The sequence below is a fragment of the Gracilibacillus oryzae genome (assembly GCF_009498735.1).
Classification (GTDB): Bacteria; Bacillota; Bacilli; order Bacillales; family Amphibacillaceae; genus Gracilibacillus; species Gracilibacillus oryzae.
This window is the reverse complement of sequence record NZ_ML762426.1, coordinates 267,642-288,647: the sequence shown is the minus strand read 5'-3', so window position 1 is coordinate 288,647 and position 21,006 is coordinate 267,642. Positions and strand designations below refer to the sequence as shown.

Annotated in this window: 20 protein-coding genes; 7 read left to right on the top strand and 13 right to left on the bottom strand. The window is 37.7% G+C overall.

Annotated elements, in window-relative coordinates; genetic code table 11:
* Positions 1-486: 486 nt before the first annotated feature.
* Positions 487-1,089, top strand: coding sequence for a biotin transporter BioY (locus tag F9U64_RS06825; protein WP_153402253.1), 603 nt, complete (start codon positions 487-489; stop codon positions 1,087-1,089).
* Between the two features lie 11 nt (positions 1,090-1,100).
* Entirely contained in the window at positions 1,101-2,081 is a 981-nt protein-coding gene (gene bioB, locus F9U64_RS06820) for a biotin synthase BioB (protein ID WP_153402252.1), read from the top strand.
* Positions 2,082-2,316: 235 nt separating this feature from the next.
* Here bioB and F9U64_RS06815 read toward each other — a convergent pair whose 3' ends face one another.
* The 9 genes from F9U64_RS06815 to F9U64_RS06775 all read right to left on the bottom strand — a co-directional run bounded on the left by F9U64_RS06815 (position 2,317) and on the right by F9U64_RS06775 (position 11,543).
* Entirely contained in the window at positions 2,317-4,218 is a 1,902-nt protein-coding gene (locus F9U64_RS06815; RefSeq protein WP_153402251.1) for an endonuclease MutS2, read from the bottom strand.
* 526 nt (positions 4,219-4,744) lie between these two features.
* Entirely contained in the window at positions 4,745-5,521 is a 777-nt protein-coding gene (locus F9U64_RS06810; RefSeq protein ID WP_153402250.1) for a sulfite exporter TauE/SafE family protein, read from the bottom strand.
* Between the two features lie 52 nt (positions 5,522-5,573).
* Positions 5,574-5,801: a sulfurtransferase TusA family protein gene (locus F9U64_RS06805; protein WP_153402249.1), complete on the bottom strand. Its 228-nt coding sequence runs from the start codon at positions 5,799-5,801 to the stop codon at positions 5,574-5,576.
* A 40-nt stretch (positions 5,802-5,841) separates the two neighbouring features.
* Positions 5,842-6,969, bottom strand: a complete 1,128-nt coding sequence (locus F9U64_RS06800; RefSeq protein WP_153402248.1) for an MBL fold metallo-hydrolase — start codon at positions 6,967-6,969, stop codon at positions 5,842-5,844.
* A 79-nt stretch (positions 6,970-7,048) separates the two neighbouring features.
* A complete protein-coding gene (locus tag F9U64_RS06795; RefSeq protein WP_153402247.1) occupies positions 7,049-7,621 on the bottom strand; it encodes a sulfurtransferase TusA family protein in 573 nt (190 codons plus the stop codon).
* Positions 7,622-7,724: 103 nt separating this feature from the next.
* Complete coding sequence (locus F9U64_RS06790) at positions 7,725-8,204, bottom strand: DsrE/DsrF/DrsH-like family protein (protein WP_153402246.1); 480 nt, start codon at positions 8,202-8,204, stop codon at positions 7,725-7,727.
* 560 nt (positions 8,205-8,764) lie between these two features.
* Complete coding sequence (locus F9U64_RS06785) at positions 8,765-9,181, bottom strand: universal stress protein (RefSeq protein WP_153402245.1); 417 nt, start codon at positions 9,179-9,181, stop codon at positions 8,765-8,767.
* A 20-nt stretch (positions 9,182-9,201) separates the two neighbouring features.
* Positions 9,202-10,665: a SulP family inorganic anion transporter gene (locus F9U64_RS06780; RefSeq protein WP_153402244.1), complete on the bottom strand. Its 1,464-nt coding sequence runs from the start codon at positions 10,663-10,665 to the stop codon at positions 9,202-9,204.
* Positions 10,666-10,994: 329 nt separating this feature from the next.
* Complete coding sequence (locus tag F9U64_RS06775) at positions 10,995-11,543, bottom strand: recombinase family protein (RefSeq protein WP_194287299.1); 549 nt, start codon at positions 11,541-11,543, stop codon at positions 10,995-10,997.
* Between the two features lie 87 nt (positions 11,544-11,630).
* Here F9U64_RS06775 and F9U64_RS06770 point away from each other — a divergent pair, with 87 nt between their 5' ends.
* Positions 11,631-13,067, top strand: a complete 1,437-nt coding sequence (locus F9U64_RS06770) for a SulP family inorganic anion transporter (protein ID WP_153402242.1) — start codon at positions 11,631-11,633, stop codon at positions 13,065-13,067.
* A 15-nt stretch (positions 13,068-13,082) separates the two neighbouring features.
* Positions 13,083-13,502, top strand: coding sequence for a universal stress protein (locus tag F9U64_RS06765; RefSeq protein WP_153402241.1), 420 nt, complete (start codon positions 13,083-13,085; stop codon positions 13,500-13,502).
* A 100-nt stretch (positions 13,503-13,602) separates the two neighbouring features.
* On the opposite strand, the gene corA is transcribed toward F9U64_RS06765, so the two are convergent.
* A complete protein-coding gene (gene corA / locus F9U64_RS06760; RefSeq protein ID WP_153402240.1) occupies positions 13,603-14,559 on the bottom strand; it encodes a magnesium/cobalt transporter CorA in 957 nt (318 codons plus the stop codon).
* Between the two features lie 261 nt (positions 14,560-14,820).
* On the opposite strand from corA, the gene F9U64_RS06755 reads away from it, so the two are divergent.
* Positions 14,821-15,147 (top strand): four-helix bundle copper-binding protein, encoded by a 327-nt coding sequence (locus tag F9U64_RS06755; RefSeq protein ID WP_153402239.1) that lies wholly within the window; start codon positions 14,821-14,823, stop codon positions 15,145-15,147.
* A 59-nt stretch (positions 15,148-15,206) separates the two neighbouring features.
* Here F9U64_RS06755 and F9U64_RS06750 read toward each other — a convergent pair whose 3' ends face one another.
* Both F9U64_RS06750 and F9U64_RS06745 read right to left on the bottom strand, forming a co-directional pair.
* Positions 15,207-15,881 (bottom strand): response regulator transcription factor, encoded by a 675-nt coding sequence (locus tag F9U64_RS06750; protein WP_153402238.1) that lies wholly within the window; start codon positions 15,879-15,881, stop codon positions 15,207-15,209.
* A complete protein-coding gene (locus F9U64_RS06745; protein WP_153402237.1) occupies positions 15,859-17,262 on the bottom strand; it encodes a sensor histidine kinase in 1,404 nt (467 codons plus the stop codon). Before F9U64_RS06745 ends, F9U64_RS06750 begins: the two co-directional genes overlap by 23 nt.
* A 219-nt stretch (positions 17,263-17,481) precedes the next feature.
* On the opposite strand from F9U64_RS06745, the gene F9U64_RS06740 reads away from it, so the two are divergent.
* On the top strand, positions 17,482-17,994 hold the full coding sequence (locus F9U64_RS06740; protein WP_153402236.1) for a CueP family metal-binding protein: 513 nt from the start codon (positions 17,482-17,484) through the stop codon (positions 17,992-17,994).
* Between the two features lie 84 nt (positions 17,995-18,078).
* On the top strand, positions 18,079-18,711 hold the full coding sequence (locus F9U64_RS06735) for a YdhK family protein (RefSeq protein WP_153402235.1): 633 nt from the start codon (positions 18,079-18,081) through the stop codon (positions 18,709-18,711).
* 111 nt (positions 18,712-18,822) lie between these two features.
* On the opposite strand, the gene F9U64_RS06730 is transcribed toward F9U64_RS06735, so the two are convergent.
* Positions 18,823-20,847: a heavy metal translocating P-type ATPase gene (locus F9U64_RS06730; protein WP_153402234.1), complete on the bottom strand. Its 2,025-nt coding sequence runs from the start codon at positions 20,845-20,847 to the stop codon at positions 18,823-18,825.
* Positions 20,848-21,006 lie beyond the last annotated feature (159 nt).

Sequence of the window (21,006 nt, the reverse complement as noted above, 5' to 3'; positions counted from 1 at the left end):
TTCACAATTAAATCATACCAAAATATAAGAAATTATTGTTCTTTTTTCCAATAATTATGTAAAAAATATATTACGCAGTATCCGTCTACTATGCAGTCACAGTAGTAACTCCACTATCTCCTGTTTGCTGTAGATTATTTGCTCTTTAAATTATGATACTAAGCTGGCCTTAGATCGGCATATCCCTGCAACAATGATTAATTCAGCTTTCCATCGCTTTTTGGCAAATAAAAAATAGCCAGAAAATACGCTGCTCTCAACTCGCTATTTCTTTTTAAGCTAAAAGCGAGCTTTTTTGTAATGTCATGCTCACCCTCTTACTGGTAAATTTATTAACTCTTTAGTCCACTGAGTATTGGCAGCTTCTTTTATTTTTTCTACAAAAGTTTATACCACGTCTAAACAACTATTGTTAACTCAAATAAATTAAAGGTTGACAATTATTGTGTTAGCTACTAAGCTAGTCTATAAAAAGGAGGAAGATTTATGCAAAAAGGAAAGCATTGGACTCCACTGGACCTTACTATGGGGAGTATGTTTGTCGCATTGATGGCTATCGGCGCAAATATCACAGCTATTGCACCTTTTATGGTAGTTGGCGGAGTACCAATCACATTACAAACATTTTTTTCTATCTTAGCAGGACTTATGTTAGGTAGCAGGGTCGGTGCTCTGTCTATGTTTTCATACATAATTTTAGGATTAGCCGGGGCACCCATTTTCGCTCAATTTAAAGGAGGGGCAGCAGTGGTGCTATCTCCCACTTTCGGATTTATCTTATCGTTTATACTGATTGCGTATTTAGCAGGTAAGCTCGTTGAAAAAAATCGGACTTTTCCTATGTACATTGCGGCTGCTTTATTAGCAATGGCGATCAATTATATTTTTGGTACAAATTGGATGTATGCTGCTTATATGCTTTGGTTTGATGCACCAGATGGGTTTAACTATCAAATGGTTTGGTATTGGATGATGTTCCCTTTACCAAAAGATGTTGTTTTAACTATCTTTGCAGGCTTTATGGCTCATCGTCTTGAAAAAAGTGTTCTATCCAAAAGTGCCTATCGAAACCAAAACAAAGTTGCCTAAAGGGGGATAATATGAATAATTGGAATTTTTTAGCTGAAAAAGTGCTGCTAGGTGAAGAACTAACAGACCAGGAAGCACACACTGTCTTAAGATGTCCTGATGAAGAGATATTAGAACTATTACACAGCGCTTATCAAGTACGCAAGCATTATTATGGAAATCGGGTAAAGTTAAATATGATCATTAACACAAAGTCAGGATTTTGCCCCGAAAACTGTGGTTATTGTGCCCAATCAAGAGATTCTTCCGCACCGATTCAAAAATACCGGATGATGGACAAAGACACCATTATCGAAGGAGCCAGACAAGCTGACCAGCTTCAGTCCGGTACCTATTGTATCGTGGCAAGCGGCCGTGGACCAACAAATCGAGAACTCAATATTGTTACCTCAGCCGTTAAAGAAATTAAAAAAAATTACGATATGAAAATTTGTGCATGTTTGGGCTTATTGAAACCTGAGCAAGCACGACAATTAAAAGAAGCTGGGGTAGATCGCTATAACCATAATATCAACACATCCGAACAGCATCATCATAACATTACAACGAGTCATACGTATCATGATCGAGTGGAAACTGTTAACCACGCGAAACATGCTGGAATATCTCCTTGTTCAGGGGTTATTGTGGGAATGAAGGAAAAAGAAGAAGATGTTATTCAAATGGCACGTGCACTAAAAATGCTTGATGCAGACTCAATACCTGTTAACTTTCTGCATGCTATTGATGGTACACTACTCGAAGGAACGGATGAATTAAATCCTATGTATTGTCTAAAGGTGCTATGTCTGTTTCGTTTTATTAATCCAACAAAAGAAATCCGGATATCTGGTGGAAGAGAGGTTAACTTAAGAAGCCTTCAACCACTCGGTCTGTACCCAGCAAACTCAATCTTTGTAGGAGATTACTTGACTACAGCTGGTCAGGAAGGATCTAGGGATCATCAAATGATTAAAGATCTAGGTTTTGAAATTGACTATGTGACTACATAGAAAACTGTTGAAACAGCATAAGAGGATTTGTATTTTTTGAGAATAGCTTTCTTCTAAATAATAACTACAGAAGTGCTTTATTAGCAAAGCACTTCTGTAGTCACTGACAGTGAGGTTCCTCAACCATTGTTGGTAAAATTAAATGTGAAATATCCAGGGATTTAACAATTCATCGTGAAGAGCTTCAGCTGCATATGTTAATCTTAGCTAATTAGGGTTCGACTATAGACTTATCTCAATCTCTATTTTCCCTAATTTCTTTTTGTATTTTCCGAAGGGCTTTTTTCGAACCCCGCTTTATATCATGCTCCATTTTCCGAGTGTTGTAATCGATAAACAATGTCTCTAAATCATACCCTTCTGGATATAATTCCTTCGCTGATATATCAAGGGAAATCCGCTTAACATTTGCTTCAATAAATTCTCCATTATAGAACACCACAACATTATAGAAATTATCCATTTCTTTATATACAATTCCAAAGTCATCTTGGTTTAATAATTTTACCCTGTCCCCTTTCTTAAATTCGTACATCTCTTCCGTTTTCTCATGGACAACCTTAGGCTTCCTGATCTTATCCCCATTCACACGTTCTAAATGATAATCTTTATTTTCCATATATTCTTTTGCTCTTTCTAATACTTTTTCCTGTATGTTCATCTTTTTGGAAATCCAAAGCGCATTGCTTTCTCCTGATTTCCCTATCACTAATTGATACATTGGCTCCAATGTTTCGTTGTTAAATTGCATTGCTGCATTCATGAAATCATCATGCAATTCGGAAAAACGTTTTATTTCACCATAATGAGTTGTCGCTACAGTTATACATCCCATATAGTAAAATTCCTCCAATATTGAAATAGCAAGGGCAGCTCCTTCATTTGGTTCTGTACCACTGCCTATTTCATCAAATAGTAATAGCGTATTATTATCTGACAGGCTCATAATTTCTGCGAGATGTTTCATATGTGAGGAAAAGGTGCTTAATGCATTTTCCATACTTTGATTATCTCCGATATCTGCGAAGATGTTTTCAAATACCGCAATCTCCGTTCCCTTATCAGCAGAAATATGAAGCCCTAACATAGTTGCTAATGTTAATAATCCAATTGTCTTTAAAACAATGGTTTTTCCGCCAGCATTGGGACCCGTAATAATTAAGCTGCGATAATCTTTCCCAATCTCAAAATTAAGTGGTACAGCATCGCTTGCTAAAAGTGGATGTTTAACATTCACTAATTTAATATATCCTTGATTATTTAATCTGGGCTCCATTCCACCTATCAGCCTGCTGAATTTGGCTTTGGCAAATACCATATCATATTGGCTAATAAGGTCTAAGTTTATCTTAATTTCATAAATGTTCTCTAAGAGCATTCCTGATAGAGTCGATAATATCTGATATTCTTCTATTGCTTCTTCAGCTTTCAAACTTGCGAGTTCATCACTTAATTTTGTAATCGTATTTGGTTCGATAAAGACCGTAGAACCTTTAGAAGAAACTTCGATTATTTTTCCTGAGACCTGACCTTTATATGAAGCTTTAATTGGAATCGTATATCGCTCATCTTTTTTACTAATAAAAAATTCTTGAATGTACTTCTTATTCGCACTATTTTTTAAAAATTTATCTAAACGATCTTTAATTTTTTCTTCTGTTGATTCCATACTACTTCGTATTCTCTTTAATTCTTTGCTTGCAGCTGAATGAACGCTATTTCCTTTAATGGAAAAGTTAATTTCTTCTTCTACACTTTGAAATTCCGACATTGAATTCGCATACGATGCCAGCACAGGTGCAAAGAATTCCCTTTTTAACATAAAACTTTTCATTTTACTGCATCCTCTTAAAAAATCCGATGTACTGACCAATTCGCCTGGTTCCAGCATGATCCCTTTTTCAAGTTTTTGAATAATGCTTTGAATATTGGAAATTCCTGAAAATGGCACATGCCCTTCTGCATCTAATATTGCCCGCGCCTCTGTTGTTTCATTCAACCGGTTTTTTACTACTTTGATGTTGGAACTTGGCTTCAATTTATCTAATAATTGTTTTCCTAGTCCACTTACACAATGAGACTTCACTAGTTGTTTTAATTCGTTATATTGTAACTTTTCATACGTTATCTTATTCATTTTCTATTCTCCTCACAACGATTTATTTACTATCGCATATGAAGATGCCTACCTTCTTAGATTCCAATGAAATTTAAAAATAAGCACAAAAAAGCTGCGGGGATACCACAGCTTTTTACATTTATAAGGCCCGCGCAGTAAACAGATACATCGAAATAAGCCATCTAAATAAGGATAGCTATCTCAAAATAATTACACGGTTAATAAAGTATAGTAGGTATCTTCATAAGTACTGAAATAAATCCATGACAAAACGAAGGATATGAATTCCATAAAATCCCATTTATCATCAAATTTATTTCATTAAGTTTTCCTTATTTAGAACCTACGACACTCACAAAAACACCTCAAATTTAATTTTTAATTTTCATCATTTAAATCTAATTATCTTCAATGTACCACGGTATAATAAGAAAGTAAAGTGGATATATTCTCGATGATCCGCTCGTATGCTGAAGATTAATTGTCCTATTATATCTCCCGCTTCAATTACCTTGTTGCCATTGGATCTATTAGTTCGTCTATACTAAAAAATATCCATCCAGATTTTAATCGCAGTTCCGGCGATCAGTATGGCTAAAATAACTTGTAATGTCTTCGCATTCAATTTTTTTCCAGCATTGGCACCTAATGGTGATGCAAGTAAACTGGCGATAATCATAATGACAGCCGGAAAATATTCCACCTGCCCTGTCGAGATTTTGCCCGCTGTGGCACCGATTGATGAAATAAAGGTGATGGCTAATGAGGAAGCAATCGTCATTCTAGTCGGGATTTTTAAAATCACCAGCATAATCGGCACTAATAAAAACGCACCGGCAGCTCCAACAACCCCTGCTCCAATACCAACAATTAATGCAAATATTGCTGCCAGCCATTTATTGAATGTTACCTGATCTAACGGGATATCATCAATTCCCTTTTTGGGCACAAACATCATCACTGCAGCTATTAAAGCCAACATACCGTAAGTTAAGTTGATGCCACTTTCCGATAATAGCTTCGATCCAAAACCACCAATGAAGCTGCCAATAAGTATACTAATCCCCATATAGACAATCAGTGTCTTATTTAAATAGCCACCTTTTCGATATGCCCAGACACCACCGATAGTTGCAAACAGTACCTGTACAGCACTGATTCCTGATACCTCATGTGCGGTAAATGCGGCTGCACCGAATAATGGCGGTATATATAAGAGCATGGGATATTTAATAATCGAACCGCCTATTCCTAACATTCCGGAAATAAAGGAACCAATAAAGCCGATTAAAAATATAGTAATGATAAAACTGATATCCATTCTATGCTTTCCCCCTTAAGTAAAGGGAACCATCCATATGGTTCCCAGCTTTTTATCCTTTCTTAATCCAGAATTTCAGCACATCATTTTCTTCGGTATCTTTTATTAACTCATGACCGCCAGATTTGGCCCATGCTGTTAAATCACTCTTCGAACCTTTATCTGTAGCGTGCACTTCCAATATTTGACCTGCTTCCAAATCGTTCATTGCCTTTTTTGTTTTTACAATTGGCATGGGACAAGCTAATCCTTTTGCATCCAATACTTTATTTACATCCATTTTCCATTCCTCCTAAAAATTAATTACTATTGAATTTTGCTTAACGGACCGCACAACGGTTTGGCCCAATTTCCATTTCTCGCTGTTCTTCTTCTGCAGGCATGATTTTACCCATATTTATCTTCCGAATTTCCTGATAAGCATTTGGCTGTGGTGGTAAATTCTCTGTAACCAGTTTTCTAAATTTCTCTTCATCTTCCATCTTTAATCCATGGTTTTTCTTAAAAAGTGTCCCTAGTTGTTCTGAAACACTGCCATCTTCATTCAATTCATCCATTATCATAAAGTGTGCAGGTAATACGACTAATTCCCCGGATAATTCTCTGTATCGAGAATAGAGACTTTCTCTTAAATCGCCAACCCAGTCTTCCGCCTTTCCTGCTAAGTCCGGACGTCCGATTGAATCAATAAATAGAATGTCGCCTGACAACAGGAATTTTTCCTCTACTATAAATGATGTTGAACCGATGGTATGTCCCGGTGAATACAGTGCGTGAATATCGATAGCAGTATTCCCGATTGTTACAACCGTTCCATCTTCCAGCGCTGCATACGTAAACGTTACCTCCTCAGCATCTTTTGGAGGCAGCCAGTACATGGCACCTGTTTGCTCCGCAATTTTTCTTCCGCCAGAAATGTGGTCCGCGTGTAAGTGAGTATCAAATACGTTGGTGATTTTTACCCCTTTACTTGCAGCAAAGTCTGTGAAAATATCTGTCATACGTGTGGCATCAATAACAGCAGCTTCGCCATTAGAAATGACCATATAGGAAAGACAGCCTTTACCGATCCGGACAAACTGATATACTTCTCCGCCATCTCGAAGATCTCCAACTTTAACGGGTTCCAGGTGTTCACTCCATGCTTTCATTCCACCTTGCAAGTAAGAAACAGTCCACCCTTCTTCAGAAAGCATTTCGGCTACCATAACCGATGAACCTTCTTTCGCACATACAACTAAAATTTCTTTATCAGCCGGAAGCTTTTCAATTATCTCTTCAACTCCATCCAGCAGTTCAAAGTAAGGAATGTTCAGATAATCAAAGTTAGCTCCTTCAATCTTCCAATCAGCAAATGCATCTTCATTGCGAACATCCAAAATAAATAATGTTTCCTTTTGCACGATCTTTCTTGTCACTTCATGTGAACTCATCGTATTTACCGTCATACAACATTACCCCCTATGGTATAATATTTGTTACAGGCTCTTCCCTACATCAATGCCTCTGCCCCATTTCCAACCATTGTTAATTATCTAATTTAGCCGTTTCACCAGACCAATTGCTCATACCCGGCAGTACATTCATTACATCTTCAAAACCATTGTCTGCTAACTTTTGAGCTGCTAAATCACTTCTACTCCCAGTACGACAAATCACATAAATCTGATCGCCTTTATTCAGCTCACTTAAACGATCCTCCAGTTCTCCTAAAGGGATCGAAATGGCGCTGGGAATATGATTAAATGCATATTCTGCTGACTCTCTTACATCAAGAACTATAATATTTTCATTTAATTTTGATGCTAATTCTTCGTTAGTAGCCGTCAGCGGATGTTTCTTTTCAACTGTGTCTTCATCACTCGAAGCTTTTCTTATAAAATGTTTTAGAATGTCACCTTCCGCTAGTGTGCCTAAATATAAGTGTCCAGAGCTCTTGGCCCAAGCTTCCATATCCGCTGTGGATCCTTTATCCGTTGCCTGTACTTCAATGACTTGTCCTGCTTCTAAATCTTTGATCGCTTTTTTTGTTTTCACAATCGGCATCGGACAAGCTAAACCTTTTGCATCCAATAAAACATTTGCTTTTACGTTTTCCATATCAAATCCTCCAATACCTGTACGGGTATATTTTTATTCAAAAAAATATTGATTCTTTTTCTCCTTGCCTTACATTTCCGCCAGACATGTCAAACAACCATCTTTAGATAAATAAGTTCACATTTCCATCTTCAGCGTCACCTAGATAAGCTGCAACGCCAGCATAATCAATATTATCTAAGAGTTCTTCTTTTTGAAGTCCTAATAAATCCATTGTCATCGTACATGCGACTAGTTTTACATCCTGTTCTTTTGCCATTTCTACTAAATCAGGCAATGGCAAGGCATTATGTTTTTTCATTACACCTTTAATCATTTTCGGCCCAAAACCTGCAAAGTTCATTTTTGACAGTCCCATTTTATCTGTACCTCTTGGCATCATCTTGCCAAACAGCTTTTCCATAAAACCCTTTTTCACTTGGATATTCTCATCTTTCCTTAATGCATTTAAGCCCCAGAAAGTATGAAAAATGGTCACTTCATGATCATAGGCAGCTGCACCATTTGCAATAATATAAGCTGCCATCGCCTTGTCGTAATCTCCGCTGAATAAAACAATCGTCGTTTTTTTCTTTTCTGACATGTTAATCCTCCTGTATAATTCCGGCATTCTAACTACCCCTAGGGGTATAATTGAAATCAAAAAAAAGTGAGTCTCTACCCTCTTAGTCGAATCATTTTTTCTTACATAGCTCATCATATACCCTGCTAGGTATTTTGTCAACAATGAATTTTTGAAATAATTTAGAAGCTATACTGTTTTAAGTAAAACTTTTAGATATAGAAAAAAGGCTGGGACAAAATTAAAAGGCTTTACCTAAAATGCGAACGATACGATTTGTAGAAATGAACGCACTTACTAAGCGTAGTCAAAACATGTAGACTGCGGGAACAGCGCGAGCCGAAGATCCCGCAGGAAAGCGGACTTTGCTTTCCGAGGAAGCTAAGGCCGTGCCCGCGGTAAAGAACACACTACGAAAGCTTAGTGTGCTTGAGTAGATGTCGCACTTATGCCCGTGGTGAAAGCGAAATGTTTTGACGGAGCGAAATATGACCCAACTTTTTGCATGAACAAAAAACCGAACACATGAAAAAATGTTCGGGTTTTGTTGCGTGTAATATTGTTCTGTCCCAGCCTTCTCCTTATTTTATAACTAAAACGGGACAGTCCACCCGTTTCATAACTTTGTGACTTACACTTCCAATAACTAGTGTCTGCAATTTGTTCAGGCCTCTGCTCCCGACAACTACTAAATCATAATGGTTTTCATTTGCAAATTCAACAATGGTTGGGCCAGGTTCGCCATGGAGAAGATGCAATTCAGAAGCTATACCTGCCGATTCAATCTTCATCTTAATAGGCTGCAGCATTTCTTCTCTCTCTTTTTTCACTTCATATTTATCAACACTATGAAGTACATCCGACTTGGAAGTTTCCCCATCCACGACATACACGATATCAATCATTCCGTTATCAACTTGAGCAAGACTTATCGCGTGTGATGCTGCCCGAATGGAGTGCTCTGAACCATCTGTTGCAAGCAATATTTTGTTATACAAACCCTTCACCTCTCCTGCTTTTAATGACCGGAAGCTTTTGATAGACCACCGATTTTTCTCTTTAGCAATCTGCTTTCGGCATTTAATCCTTTATACTTTACCTTCACATGGTTCTGTTCAAACTTTGTCTCTATTTTATCTAAAGCACCGATAGCCGAGTCATCCCAGAGATGGGCATTTGTCAGATCGATTTCTACTTCATTAATAGATTCAGTGAAATCGAATTTTTCAACCATATCATTAACAGAGGCAAAGAAAATCTGTCCATCCACTTGGTAAATCTTCTTCTTACCATCAGTCGTGGCATAACTTTTTACTTTTACCTTGGAAATTTTTGCAGCAAAGAAAATGGCACTTAATAAAACACCTAGTAAAACACCTTTAGATAAGTCATGTGTAACAACTACAGTGATCACTGTTGCAATCATTACGATGGCATCTGTTCTAGGGACTTTATGCAGGTTGCGCAAGGATGACCAGTCAAAAGTACTAATCGATACCATGATCATGACACCAGCTAATGCAGCCATTGGAATTTGTACAACAATACCACCTAATGCAATAATTAAAAACATGAGAAAAACCCCTGCAACTAACGATGACAAACGACCATTCCCGCCAGATTTCACATTAATGACGGATTGTCCAATCATTGCACAACCAGCCATTCCGCCAAAGAAACCTGTGACGATATTCGCAATCCCCTGGCCACGGCTTTCTTTGTTTTTGTTACTTCCCGTGTCTGTCATATCATCAACAATGTTAGCTGTTAACAATGATTCTAGCAAACCAACAATCGCTAACGCCAACGAGTATGGGAAAATTATCATCAATGTGTCAAATGTCAAAGGAATTTCCGGCAGCATAAAGACAGGTAATTGGGAAGTAATGTTTCCTAAGTCTCCAACTGTACGAATTCCTAGTCCAGCAAACACTGCAATGGCAGTTACTACAATAATGGCAACTAAAGTGGATGGAACCGCCTTTGTAACCATTGGCAAAAGGTAGATGATAGCCAATGTCAATGCGACCATACTGTACATAATCCAGCTTTCCCCTTTAAAATGCTGAAACTGTGAGGTAAGGATCATAATAGCAAGCGCGTTAACGAATCCAATCATGACAGAACGAGGAACGAATTTTATTAAAGTTGCTAACTTTAATACCCCAAACAAGAACTGGAGAATCCCTGTCAAGATGGTTGCTGCCAATAGATATTGCAGCCCATGATCTGCTACTAATGAAACCATCAATAATGCCATTGCTCCTGTTGCGGCAGAAATCATCCCAGGTCTCCCACCAATAAAGGCGATAATGACAGAAATACAAAATGAAGCGTACAGGCCAACCATTGGATCAACCCCTGCAATGATGGAAAAAGCAATTGCCTCTGGAATCAACGCTAAGGCAACAACAATACCTGCTAACACATCACCTCTTACATTGCCAAACCATTCATATTTAATTTTTTCCACTCTGTTCATGCAGCACCTCTTCCTTATTTTTTTTGCTTCCCTGAGCGTTTCAGAGAAAATTCCGGCGTGAACAAAATGAACTTAACACAGTTCACAAAATTAGCAAAACGGAATGGAAGCGTGAACAATTTCTGTTTTCATAGAATTTCAGAGAATATCTTTCAAATACTGCCAATTATCATAAAATATCCTATTTTTTTAAATCACTAGTTTATTATTTTTCTGCAATAGAGGCTTTGGTAAAGTGGATAATTGAGGTTTTGTTTTTAAGAAGGTTTCTCAAAATTAAATAAAATTTTTACATACGCTTCAGCAGAAATAAATACAGCAGGACAATCTTACTGCCCTGCATCAGACTCCAAATAACGGTAAAGTGTCGACTTGCTTATGCCTGTCTGATTTTTAATATCTATCAGTTTACACCCGTCATGGTACATAGAAATCGCCTTTTTAATATTATCATCTGACTTTTTTGGGCGACCTATTGATTTGCCGTGTTTCTTTGCCTGATTCATACCGATAGTTGTTGATTGCTTTATAATATCTGATTGAAATGCCAATATGTATTCCATGACATCTTTCAGCTGAATATGCAGTAACTGATCACTTTGGAGCCCCTCCATCAAAAAATGTATGGTTACGTTGTCCTTTTCACATACTTTTAATAATTCCATAAAATTGTGAAAAGAATCAGCCAGAACGATCATCCTTTCCACAGTAATTGAATCACCTGGCTGCATTTCCATCAGCAGCGATTCTAATTGATGCCTCTTTTTAGGTGAGCCATGTTCTTCTTTATAGATCATTTCACACTTATCGTTCAGTCTTTTTAATTGATGTTCTGAATTAGGATCATTATATAAGGGCCTTATGTAGCCGTAATTCATTGAATTCATTCCTTTCATTTTCCCAAAAGGGTTCCCTTTTGAAACGGTTGGTGTTACAATGTTTAAAGAAATTAAGAGAAGGAGATTATCATGCAAAAAATAAAACAACAATGGTTTAGTAACATACGCAGCGATATATTAGCAGGTATGGTCGTTGCTCTTGCTCTCATTCCCGAAGCAATTGCTTTTTCTATTATAGCTGGTGTTGATCCAATGGTTGGATTATATGCCTCTTTTATAATTGCTGTTGTCATTGCCTTTGCAGGCGGGCGACCGGGTATGATTTCCGCTGCAACAGGTGCAATGGCTTTACTGATGGCGCCATTAGTCCGGGAACATGGACTTGATTATCTATTAGCAGCGACTCTATTAACTGGAATTATTCAAATTTTATTCGGGGTATTCAAAGTCGCAAAAGTGATGAAATTTATTCCTAACGCTGTGATGATTGGGTTTGTCAATGCACTGGCTATACTGATTTTCACCGCACAGTTAGAACACTTTATTGGTATTTCCACATTAACATATGTGTTTGTTGCAGTAACTTTAGTCTTATTATACACTTTACCACGTTTCATAAAAGTAGTTCCAGCACCATTAATAGCAATTGTCGTGTTAACAGCTGCAGCAATATTTGGCGGGTTCGAATTAAACACAGTAGGAGATCTTGGGACGATTACCCAATCCCTGCCGTCATTCTTCCTTCCTGATGTGCCATTTAATTTGGAAACATTGCAAATTATCTTTCCCTATTCCTTATCATTAGCAATCGTTGGTCTGCTGGAATCATTGCTGACATCACAAATTGTCGATGATATGACAGGAACAGAAAGTAATAAAAACCGGGAAGCCCGGGGACAAGGGATTGCCAACTTCATTACTGGTTTTTTCGGAGGAATGGCTGGCTGTGCGATGATTGGACAGTCTGTTATTAATGTGAAATCTGGCGGTCGCGGACGATTGTCTACACTTATTGCAGGAATCTTTCTCATGTTCCTGATTATCGTACTGGGTGATTTAGTTATTCAAATTCCGATGCCTGTTTTAGTTGGTATAATGATTATGGTAAGTATCGGTACATTTGATTGGAGTTCGTTTAAATATCTGCTAAAGGCCCCGCGTACAGATGCCGTTGTTATGGTAGCAACTGTTGCCATTGTCGTCTATACTCATGATCTATCAAAAGGTGTGCTTGCAGGGGTGTTATTGAGTGCCATCTTCTTTGTGATCAAGATTTCTACCGTTAAAGTTAATCAAGAGGGAAATCGTTTTAAGGTTCATGGTCAACTTTTCTTTGCATCAACTGACAGCTTTGTTAATTACTTCAAAAAAGCGGATATTCAACAAAAAAGTATCAAAATCGATTTATCTCATACAAGGATTTGGGATGATTCCAGCGTAGGTGCATTACTGAAAGTGAAGGAATTATTGCAAGAAAAAGATATTGAAGTGGAAATTATTGAAATGGATGCAACAAGTAAGGAAATCATGGATAAACTGGATGGTTTATCTTCATCACATTAATTAGGAGGATTTGCTATGTATAAACATATTTTATTGGCCTCAGATGGATCAGAGAATGCGGTGCGTGCAGCGAAGGAATCTGTAAAGCTTGCATCTCACTATAAAGATTCGATAATTGAAGTTGTTTATGTTATCAACATTGATAAATCCAAATCAGATGTTCTGCATTCTCATTCCAATGAAGAGATTGATATAGAACGTCGTAAAAAGAATTCTAAAGTCATTCAATTTCTGAATGAGGCAAACGTTCATTACAAAACAACTATTCTTCGCGGTAAGCCGGGACCGGAAATCGTAAAGTATGCAAATGAGCAAGAAGTAGATATTGTAGTGATCGGCAGCCGAGGTTTGAATGCACTGCAGGAAATGGTACTAGGCAGTGTGAGTCATAAGGTAATGAAACGTGTACACTGCCCTGCCATGATTGTGAAATAAATATTATGTAAGCAGGAAAAAAACCGAGATGTTACAATTTCGGTTTTTTCTATTCCTTCTTTCGTTTAACGGTTTGCTTTCCATATATCTTAAGGAGGAGTTATTTAAACCAGCCTTTACTCCTAAACCAAAGATACAACAAAACTCCAATTACAAGCATCAAACCAAGTGCAAGAAAATACCCGTATTCCCATGTTAATTCAGGCATATTCTCAAAGTTCATCCCATAGATCCCTGCGATAAAAGTTAACGGAGCGAAAATAGAAGTGATAATGGTCAAAACCTTCATTACATTATTGGTTTGATGGGAATTCAGTGAAAGATAACTGTCTCTTATGTCAGCTGTAAGCTCACGGTTGGACATGACCATTTCGGATACTTTCAACAGATGGTCATGGATATTAGAAAAGTACTCTTTTCTGTCACTGATCTCCTGTAAATGATTAGAATTCAGCATTCTGTAAAGCAAATCACGCATTGGATTCACAGTATGCCGCAGACTTAGCAGCATGTACCTGATATCATAGACTTCATTCATCAGATTGTTCATCGATTTGTGCTGGGTGTTGTTCTCAATGCGGTCCAATTCGTCCTCTATTTTATAAATCAGCGGAAAATAGTTGTCTACAATCTTATCCAGGATTTGATAAAATACATAATAAGGATCCCACATGTCTGTGTTCTTAGCAGCAGCCAGTCTGTCCCAAACCTGCTTCAGCTCTTTCGAAGGTTCCCGACGGAAGGAGACAATGTAAGTCGGACTGACGAAAAAATTGAATTCATCTTTTACAATATCTCTATCTTCTTCCCGAACAGAATGTGCCACATAGAAGGTATGGTCTTCATAATAATCAAGCTTTGGCCGTTGCAGTATCTGTACACAATCCTCTATTGCTAAAGGGTGGAATTGAAAAGTATCCGCTAAATGCCTGATTTCCTCATCTGTCGGCTCGTGGAAATCGACCCAATACCATTTATATTTATTTAACGTCGCTGCATTTGTGAAAATATCTTTCTCTATTTTATTTTCAGATGTGATGCCAATGATTTCAATCATCTATATTTAATCCCTCCCGAGAATACCTTTGTTAATATGATTGTTCTCGAACGTTTTTTCACAACATGATCTATTTTATCATAAACCTTTTCTAATTAAGAAAGGTTTATGATCCGGTCCGTTTGCTGCCGGAATTTTTATCAAAACCAGCTTGCATTGTTAAGATTTTGTGCAGTTTTTATGGATTTTTTTCATTTGTGTTTATTGTGAAACCTCTTAGGTAATAGTACGAGTGAAATGATTTAAAGGAGGAATGGAACATTGGCACATGAACAACATCGAGAACTTATTCAAACACTGCATGACTGTATGACGGAATGTAACCACTGTTTTGATGCATGCTTACAGGAAGACAATGTCAAAATGATGGCAGAATGTATCCGCTTGGACAGAGAATGTGCGGATATTTGTAATTATCTTGAACAGGCGATTTCAAGAAATTCCCCTTATGTTTCTGATCTTGCTGCTGTTTGCGCGAAAATTTGCGAAGATTGTGGAAATGAATGCAAAAAGCATGATCATGACCATTGTCAAAAATGTGCAGATGCATGCTTTAAATGTGCAGAAGCTTGTAAAAGTGTTGCATAATCCTGAAACCGAAAAACTTCTCAGAAATAAGAACACTTTATTTCTGAGAAGTTTTTTTATTACAAATTCATTAACCACTTATAGCCAACTCCCCAGACGGTCTTAAAGTAGGAATCGATCGGGAAACCGGCCTGGCGGATTTTCTCTCTCATGTTACGAACATGCGAATCCACTGTTCTTCCTTCTGTCTGTGAATCATACCCCCAGATTAATTCAATCAATTGTTCTCTTGTAAACACCTGATTTGGTTTTCTCATAAAATATCCCAGCATAGCAAATTCCTTTGGGGTTAACTTTATTACATTATAATTGTAAGATAACTCAAACTTCTCTTCATTCCATAAAAGTCCGTTAATCTCAATCTGATTGGCAGGTTCCGTTCTGCGTAATAATGCTTCCATCCTTGCTAATAATTCCTCTTCATCAAAAGGTTTGGTTACATAATCATCTGCACCTAGTTTTAAACCTTTTACAATATCTTCTTTCTGTTCACGGGCAGTTACCATAATCATCGGGATATCTGAATTTTTTCTTATTTGCTGGCATAATTCCCAGCCGCTCATATCAGGCATCATCACATCAATCAGTACAATGTCAAATGCTTCTGTTTCTAAAAAAGATAATGCTTCCTTTGCATTGGCAGCTTTTCTGCATATATAGTTATGTGGCCTTAAGTATAATGCCATTAAATCCAACATTCTTTTTTCATCATCAACTAAGAGAACTTTCGCCATTGCCTTCACTCCTTGTTAATTGAATCTTCACAGTCGTTCCTCTCCCTTGTTCACTTTCGATTTCAATCGTCCCCTTGTGCAATTTAATGATTTCTTTTGCAATTGCCAGCCCTAGGCCAGACCCGCCTCTTTCTCTGGAACGGGATTTTTCTACCCGATATAAACGTTCAAACAGATACGGGAGATCCTCCTCCGGGATTCCTTCTCCCTCATCAGAAATGGTGATCGTTACTCCGCTATTATTCCGGGAAACCTCTAATGAAATTTGTTTCCCTTCTGGTGTGTGTTTTCTGGCATTGTCCAGAATATTCAGTAAAACCTGCTGCATTCTGTCAGGATCAATATTTGCTTGAATATTACTTGGACATAATACCGAAAATCGTATATTTTTTTCTTCCAGTGCTGGGCTTATTCGCTCTTCTATCGTTTGGATTAAGTCTCTAAGATCTACTTTTCTTCGATGAATGATAAATTTATTTTCATCCATTTTCGCAAGATCAAACAAACTTTTAACCAATGCTGTTAAATCTTTTGTCTCTTCCCGTATAATGGCCAGGTATTCTTTTCTTTCTTCCTCTGTAACATCCTGCTTGCTTATGATATCTGCATATCCTTTGATATAAGTTAATGGTGTTCTTAGTTCGTGCGAGATGCTTGCAAGAACTTCATTGCGGTTATTTTTCAATCGTTCGAGATCATTCGATAGCTTCATGATCGAACCAGCCAATTCGCCCAGTTCATCATTACGCTCTGTATGTAATTCCACTTTATTATTTCCTTTGCTTATCTGCTCTGTTGCCTCTTTCATTTTCACTAATGGCAATGTAATAAAACGAGACAGAATAAAAATAGTAATAATCGTAACTAGAATTGTGATAAGTCCGATGAAAACAAACTGACCAGTTAAATGGTTCACCATCCTTTTCACAATCGAGGTATCGGCGAACATAAAGACATGACCGTGATGCGTTTCATCGAGAGTTATCGGACTATCGACGGCAATGTATTGTTTTTCTTTCCAGCTTTGTTCCACTACTTTCCCCTCGCGTGGCACCTCTTCATAGTCTGTATGTTTTATTACTTCACGCATTTCTTTTTCCAGAGGATCGGAATGAATAATGATCTCCCCATTACCATCAGTAATAATAACGGCAAAATCTGATTCTGATTCCATAATGGCAACATGCTCCAATGTGGATGGATCAAAGTTGCTTTCTAACACAGCACTATGGGTATTGGCGCGTGCTAATAAATTGTTCATCACTTCATCAATCCGCTCATTCGCTATACTTGTATAAAGGATAAAATAAACGAAAATCTCAATGATAAATAGAAATAGAAAAAATAAAAGTCCAATTTTTATTGATAATTTATTAAACATAGTTGACCTCATTTACCAATAGTTTTTGCAGCAGAATAGCGGATCTGCATTCTTTTAGGATAGCTCACCAATATCAGAATACCAAATGGAACGATTGCTTTTCTTATCTTAGAAGAGAATTATCCATTTTTTGTGCAGATAGATTCTCGATATTTTTTGCATATTTTCTGGCTATAATGGATAAAGCTAACGTTTTGAATAAATGAGGAGTTGACATTTATGCGTAAAGGATTATTAAAGACATTTGGATTCATCCTCCTTATCCTTGTTGCCGCTTGTGGGGAAAGCACATCAGACACCAAGGATATCAAGGAACTTGTAAGCAGCTATAGTGCTTTAAATGTTGAGGATGTCTCTGCATCTATTACATCTACTGAACTGATTGTGACAGAAAGTGATAAAAGGCAAGTCTCCTATAAGCTTCCTGAAGAGGAGTTCTTTGTATCGATTGCCCCCTTTATCAATAATACACACCCCTGCACCAATCATAGTTTAACAGGCTGCCAAGGGGAATTGGTTGAACAACCATTTGATGTATATATTGAGGATAAAGAAGGCAATGTGATTGTTAATGAAACGATCACATCATTTAAAAATGGATTTATTGATTTATGGTTACCACGTGGAGAGACCTTTCAAGTGAAGATAAAACATCAAGGAAAAACAGCTAAATCTGAAATATCTACCTTTGAAGGTGACAATACTTGTATAACTTCAATGAAGTTGACATAGAAGTTGCACTTATTTCCATTACCAAACCCTAATGGTGAGGGAGAAAATCTGGATTAATTAAAAATATTACTGGAGGTAAAAAAAATGAAGAAAAAAATATTGCTTAGTATTGCCATTATCCTTATGGCTGTTGTATTAGCAGCTTGTAGTAATACTAACGAGAGCACACCTGAACAAAACACCCAAACGGAGAATAACTCAACTTCTGACAATGCAGAAGAAAAAGCAAAGGCGCAATCTGATCAAGCTGATTCTGTGGAAGATTTGGACCATTCAAGTATGCATCATTCTAATACGGATCAAGTTCCAGAGGATTTAGCGAACGCAGAAAATCCAGCATACCCTGTTGGGAGTGAAGCGATAATTAATGCGGATCATATGGGAGGCATGAATGGTGCTGTCGCAACTATTGACGGAGCTTATGATACAACTGTTTATACCGTTACCTATACACCTACTACTGGTGGAAAAAAGGTAGTAGGTCATAAGTGGATTATCCAGGAAGAAATTAAAAATGCAGAAGAAAAGGTATATGAACCAGGAGAGGAAATTGTTATCGAAGCTGCTCATATGGAAGGCATGGAAGGAGCTGCCGCTGCAATTGACTCTGCAGAAGACACCACTGTATATATGGTAAGCTATCCGGATACTCAAACAGGTGAAGAAGTTCTCTATCATAAATGGGTTACGGAAGACGAACTCTCGCCAGTTGAATAATCATAAAATTATAAAATTCTAACTCAAATAAATGTATACTCCCGGTATTGGAAATAACGATAGCAAAAGAAGAGGTGTTTTCCTGCTGGGGAAACACCTCTTCTAACTTGATTATACTTTGAGCAATCTGGCATTAATCGCCACAATCACTGTACTAAGTGACATAAGTACTGCACCAACCGCAGGACTTAAAACAATTCCCATTTTATATAGCACTCCTGCAGCAAGTGGAATGGCGACTATATTATAGCCAGCAGCCCACCAGAGGTTTTGAATCATTTTTTTATAAGTAGCTTTGGAAAGTGCGATGATAGAAACCACATCATTCGGATTGCTTCTTACCAAAATTACATCCGCTGTCTCCATCGCGACATCCGTTCCTGCTCCTACTGCTATCCCAAGATTAGCGTTGGCAAGGGCAGGAGCATCATTTACACCGTCACCAGTCATAGCTGTCCTTAGACCTTGTTCTTTTAGTTCTTTAATTTTATCAGCTTTTTGATGTGGTAGAATTTCTGCATATACCTCATCCATGTCTAATTCTCCAGCTACCCAATTCGCTACCTGTTTGTTATCTCCTGTCAGCATCATTGATCGGATGTTCAGTTCCTTCAGTCTTTTCATGGCTATCTTCGAGCTTTCTCTCACTTGATCAGCAAGAGCAATGATTCCAGCCAATTGTCCATCAACTAATACAAACACAACGGTCTTTCCTTCTTCCGATAGATCCAGGTATGTTTTTTCATCATAGGAATTGTTTTTTTCCTTCATGAAACCCGGACTTACGACCATCACTCTTTTTCCATTTACGATCCCTTTAAGGCCTTTACCGGTAAGAGATTGAAAGTTCTCTGGTTCCACCAATTGCAGTGATCTTTTTTCCGCTTCTTCAAAAATTCCTTTTGCAATTGGGTGCTCTGATTGAGCTTCTAATGATGCAGCTAGTAATATCACTTGTTCTTCATCAAAATTCCCCATCGTCTTTATATCAGTAATCCCGAACCTTCCTTCAGTTAATGTTCCAGTTTTATCAAATACGATTGCATCAAGATTTCTGGCTCCTTCAAAGCTAGCTCGATTTCTAATTAACAATCCGCGTTTCGCAGCAATCGCAGTTGACCGTGCAACTACAAGTGGTGCAGCTAATCCTAACGCATGCGGACAGGCAACGACCATTACTGTTACCATTCTTTCCAAAGCATATACGAAGCTCTGTCCAAGGAACAGCCAGATTGTCAAAGTAATAATACCGGAAAGTAAAGCTATATAAAAAAGCCATTTTGCCGCCTTATTGGAAAGGTCCTGTGTGCGCGACTTCGATTCTTGAGCTTCTTTAACCATTGTAACCACTTGGGAAAGATAGCTGTCTTCTCCTGTTTTTTCGACGGAAACAGTTAAGGAACCTTCTCCATTAATCGAACCGCCGATCACCTGATCCTCTTTAAATTTATCTACAGGCACTGATTCCCCTGTTAACATTGATTCATCAAGTGAGGACTCTCCTTTTATAATGACTCCATCCACTGGCACTTTCTCACCTGGCTTTATCAGCAACCTGTCCCCTTGTTTTAACTTAGACGTTGGGACATTTTGTATATTCCCTGCTTCATCGATGAGATGAGCTTCAGACGGCATTAGTTTGACCAATTCTTCCAAGGCACGTGAAGCACCCATTACTGATTTCATTTCAATCCAGTGACCAAGCAGCATAATATCAATCAAGGTTGCCAATTCCCAAAAAAAGTTATTACCAGAAAGTCCAAAAACCGTTAAAGAGCTGTAGACATAAGCAACGGTTATGGCCAAGGAAATCAATGTCATCATTCCGGGTTCTTTTTTCTTTAGCTCTTCCCATGCCCCCTGTAGAAATGGCTTCCCTCCATAGAAGAAAATAAATGATGAAAGACCAAACAAAATATACCTAGCGCCAGGAAAGCTAAAATCTATTCCTAATAAATCTTGAATTATTGGTGAAAGAATCAATATAGGAATTGTAATTACCAGCGATAAATAGAACCTTTTTTTGAAGTCATCTACCATATGGGCATGATGAGACGCATGATCCTCCTTGCTTTCATGCAGATGACCCTCTTCAGAATGCTGTTCTCCTTCTGTATGATGATGATGTTGCTTCATAGAAATACCTCCTTCAATCTAGTGTCTGATATGTTATTCCCATAAAAAATGCAAAAAGTGTGAAGATCATCTATTAAATCTCAATATAATTGGAACGATCGAGTTGAAATACTTTACGTAAATAACGAACCATCTGCTTTGCAGATAAATAACATATTC

Bases quoted from the DNA above. Each gene is read 5' to 3' on its own strand.
- F9U64_RS06750 (WP_153402238.1), bottom strand. From the start codon at position 15,881: ATGGCGAAAGTTCTCTTAGTTGATGATGAAAAAAGAATGTTGGATTTA.
- F9U64_RS06765 (WP_153402241.1), top strand. From the start codon at position 13,083: ATGTATAAACATATTTTATTGGCCTCAGATGGATCAGAGAATGCGGTG.
- F9U64_RS06815 (WP_153402251.1), bottom strand. From the start codon at position 4,218: ATGAATAAGATAACGTATGAAAAGTTACAATATAACGAATTAAAACAA.
- F9U64_RS06740 (WP_153402236.1), top strand. From the start codon at position 17,482: ATGCGTAAAGGATTATTAAAGACATTTGGATTCATCCTCCTTATCCTT.
- bioB (WP_153402252.1), top strand. From the start codon at position 1,101: ATGAATAATTGGAATTTTTTAGCTGAAAAAGTGCTGCTAGGTGAAGAA.
- F9U64_RS06795 (WP_153402247.1), bottom strand. From the start codon at position 7,621: ATGGAAAACGTAAAAGCAAATGTTTTATTGGATGCAAAAGGTTTAGCT.
- F9U64_RS06800 (WP_153402248.1), bottom strand. From the start codon at position 6,969: ATGACGGTAAATACGATGAGTTCACATGAAGTGACAAGAAAGATCGTG.
- F9U64_RS06780 (WP_153402244.1), bottom strand. From the start codon at position 10,665: ATGAACAGAGTGGAAAAAATTAAATATGAATGGTTTGGCAATGTAAGA.
- F9U64_RS06805 (WP_153402249.1), bottom strand. From the start codon at position 5,801: ATGGATGTAAATAAAGTATTGGATGCAAAAGGATTAGCTTGTCCCATG.
- F9U64_RS06735 (WP_153402235.1), top strand. From the start codon at position 18,079: ATGAAGAAAAAAATATTGCTTAGTATTGCCATTATCCTTATGGCTGTT.
- F9U64_RS06825 (WP_153402253.1), top strand. From the start codon at position 487: ATGCAAAAAGGAAAGCATTGGACTCCACTGGACCTTACTATGGGGAGT.
- corA (WP_153402240.1), bottom strand. From the start codon at position 14,559: ATGATTGAAATCATTGGCATCACATCTGAAAATAAAATAGAGAAAGAT.
- F9U64_RS06730 (WP_153402234.1), bottom strand. From the start codon at position 20,847: ATGAAGCAACATCATCATCATACAGAAGGAGAACAGCATTCTGAAGAG.
- F9U64_RS06810 (WP_153402250.1), bottom strand. From the start codon at position 5,521: ATGGATATCAGTTTTATCATTACTATATTTTTAATCGGCTTTATTGGT.
- F9U64_RS06775 (WP_194287299.1), bottom strand. From the start codon at position 11,543: ATGAATTACGGCTACATAAGGCCCTTATATAATGATCCTAATTCAGAA.
- F9U64_RS06745 (WP_153402237.1), bottom strand. From the start codon at position 17,262: ATGTTTAATAAATTATCAATAAAAATTGGACTTTTATTTTTTCTATTT.
- F9U64_RS06790 (WP_153402246.1), bottom strand. From the start codon at position 8,204: ATGTCAGAAAAGAAAAAAACGACGATTGTTTTATTCAGCGGAGATTAC.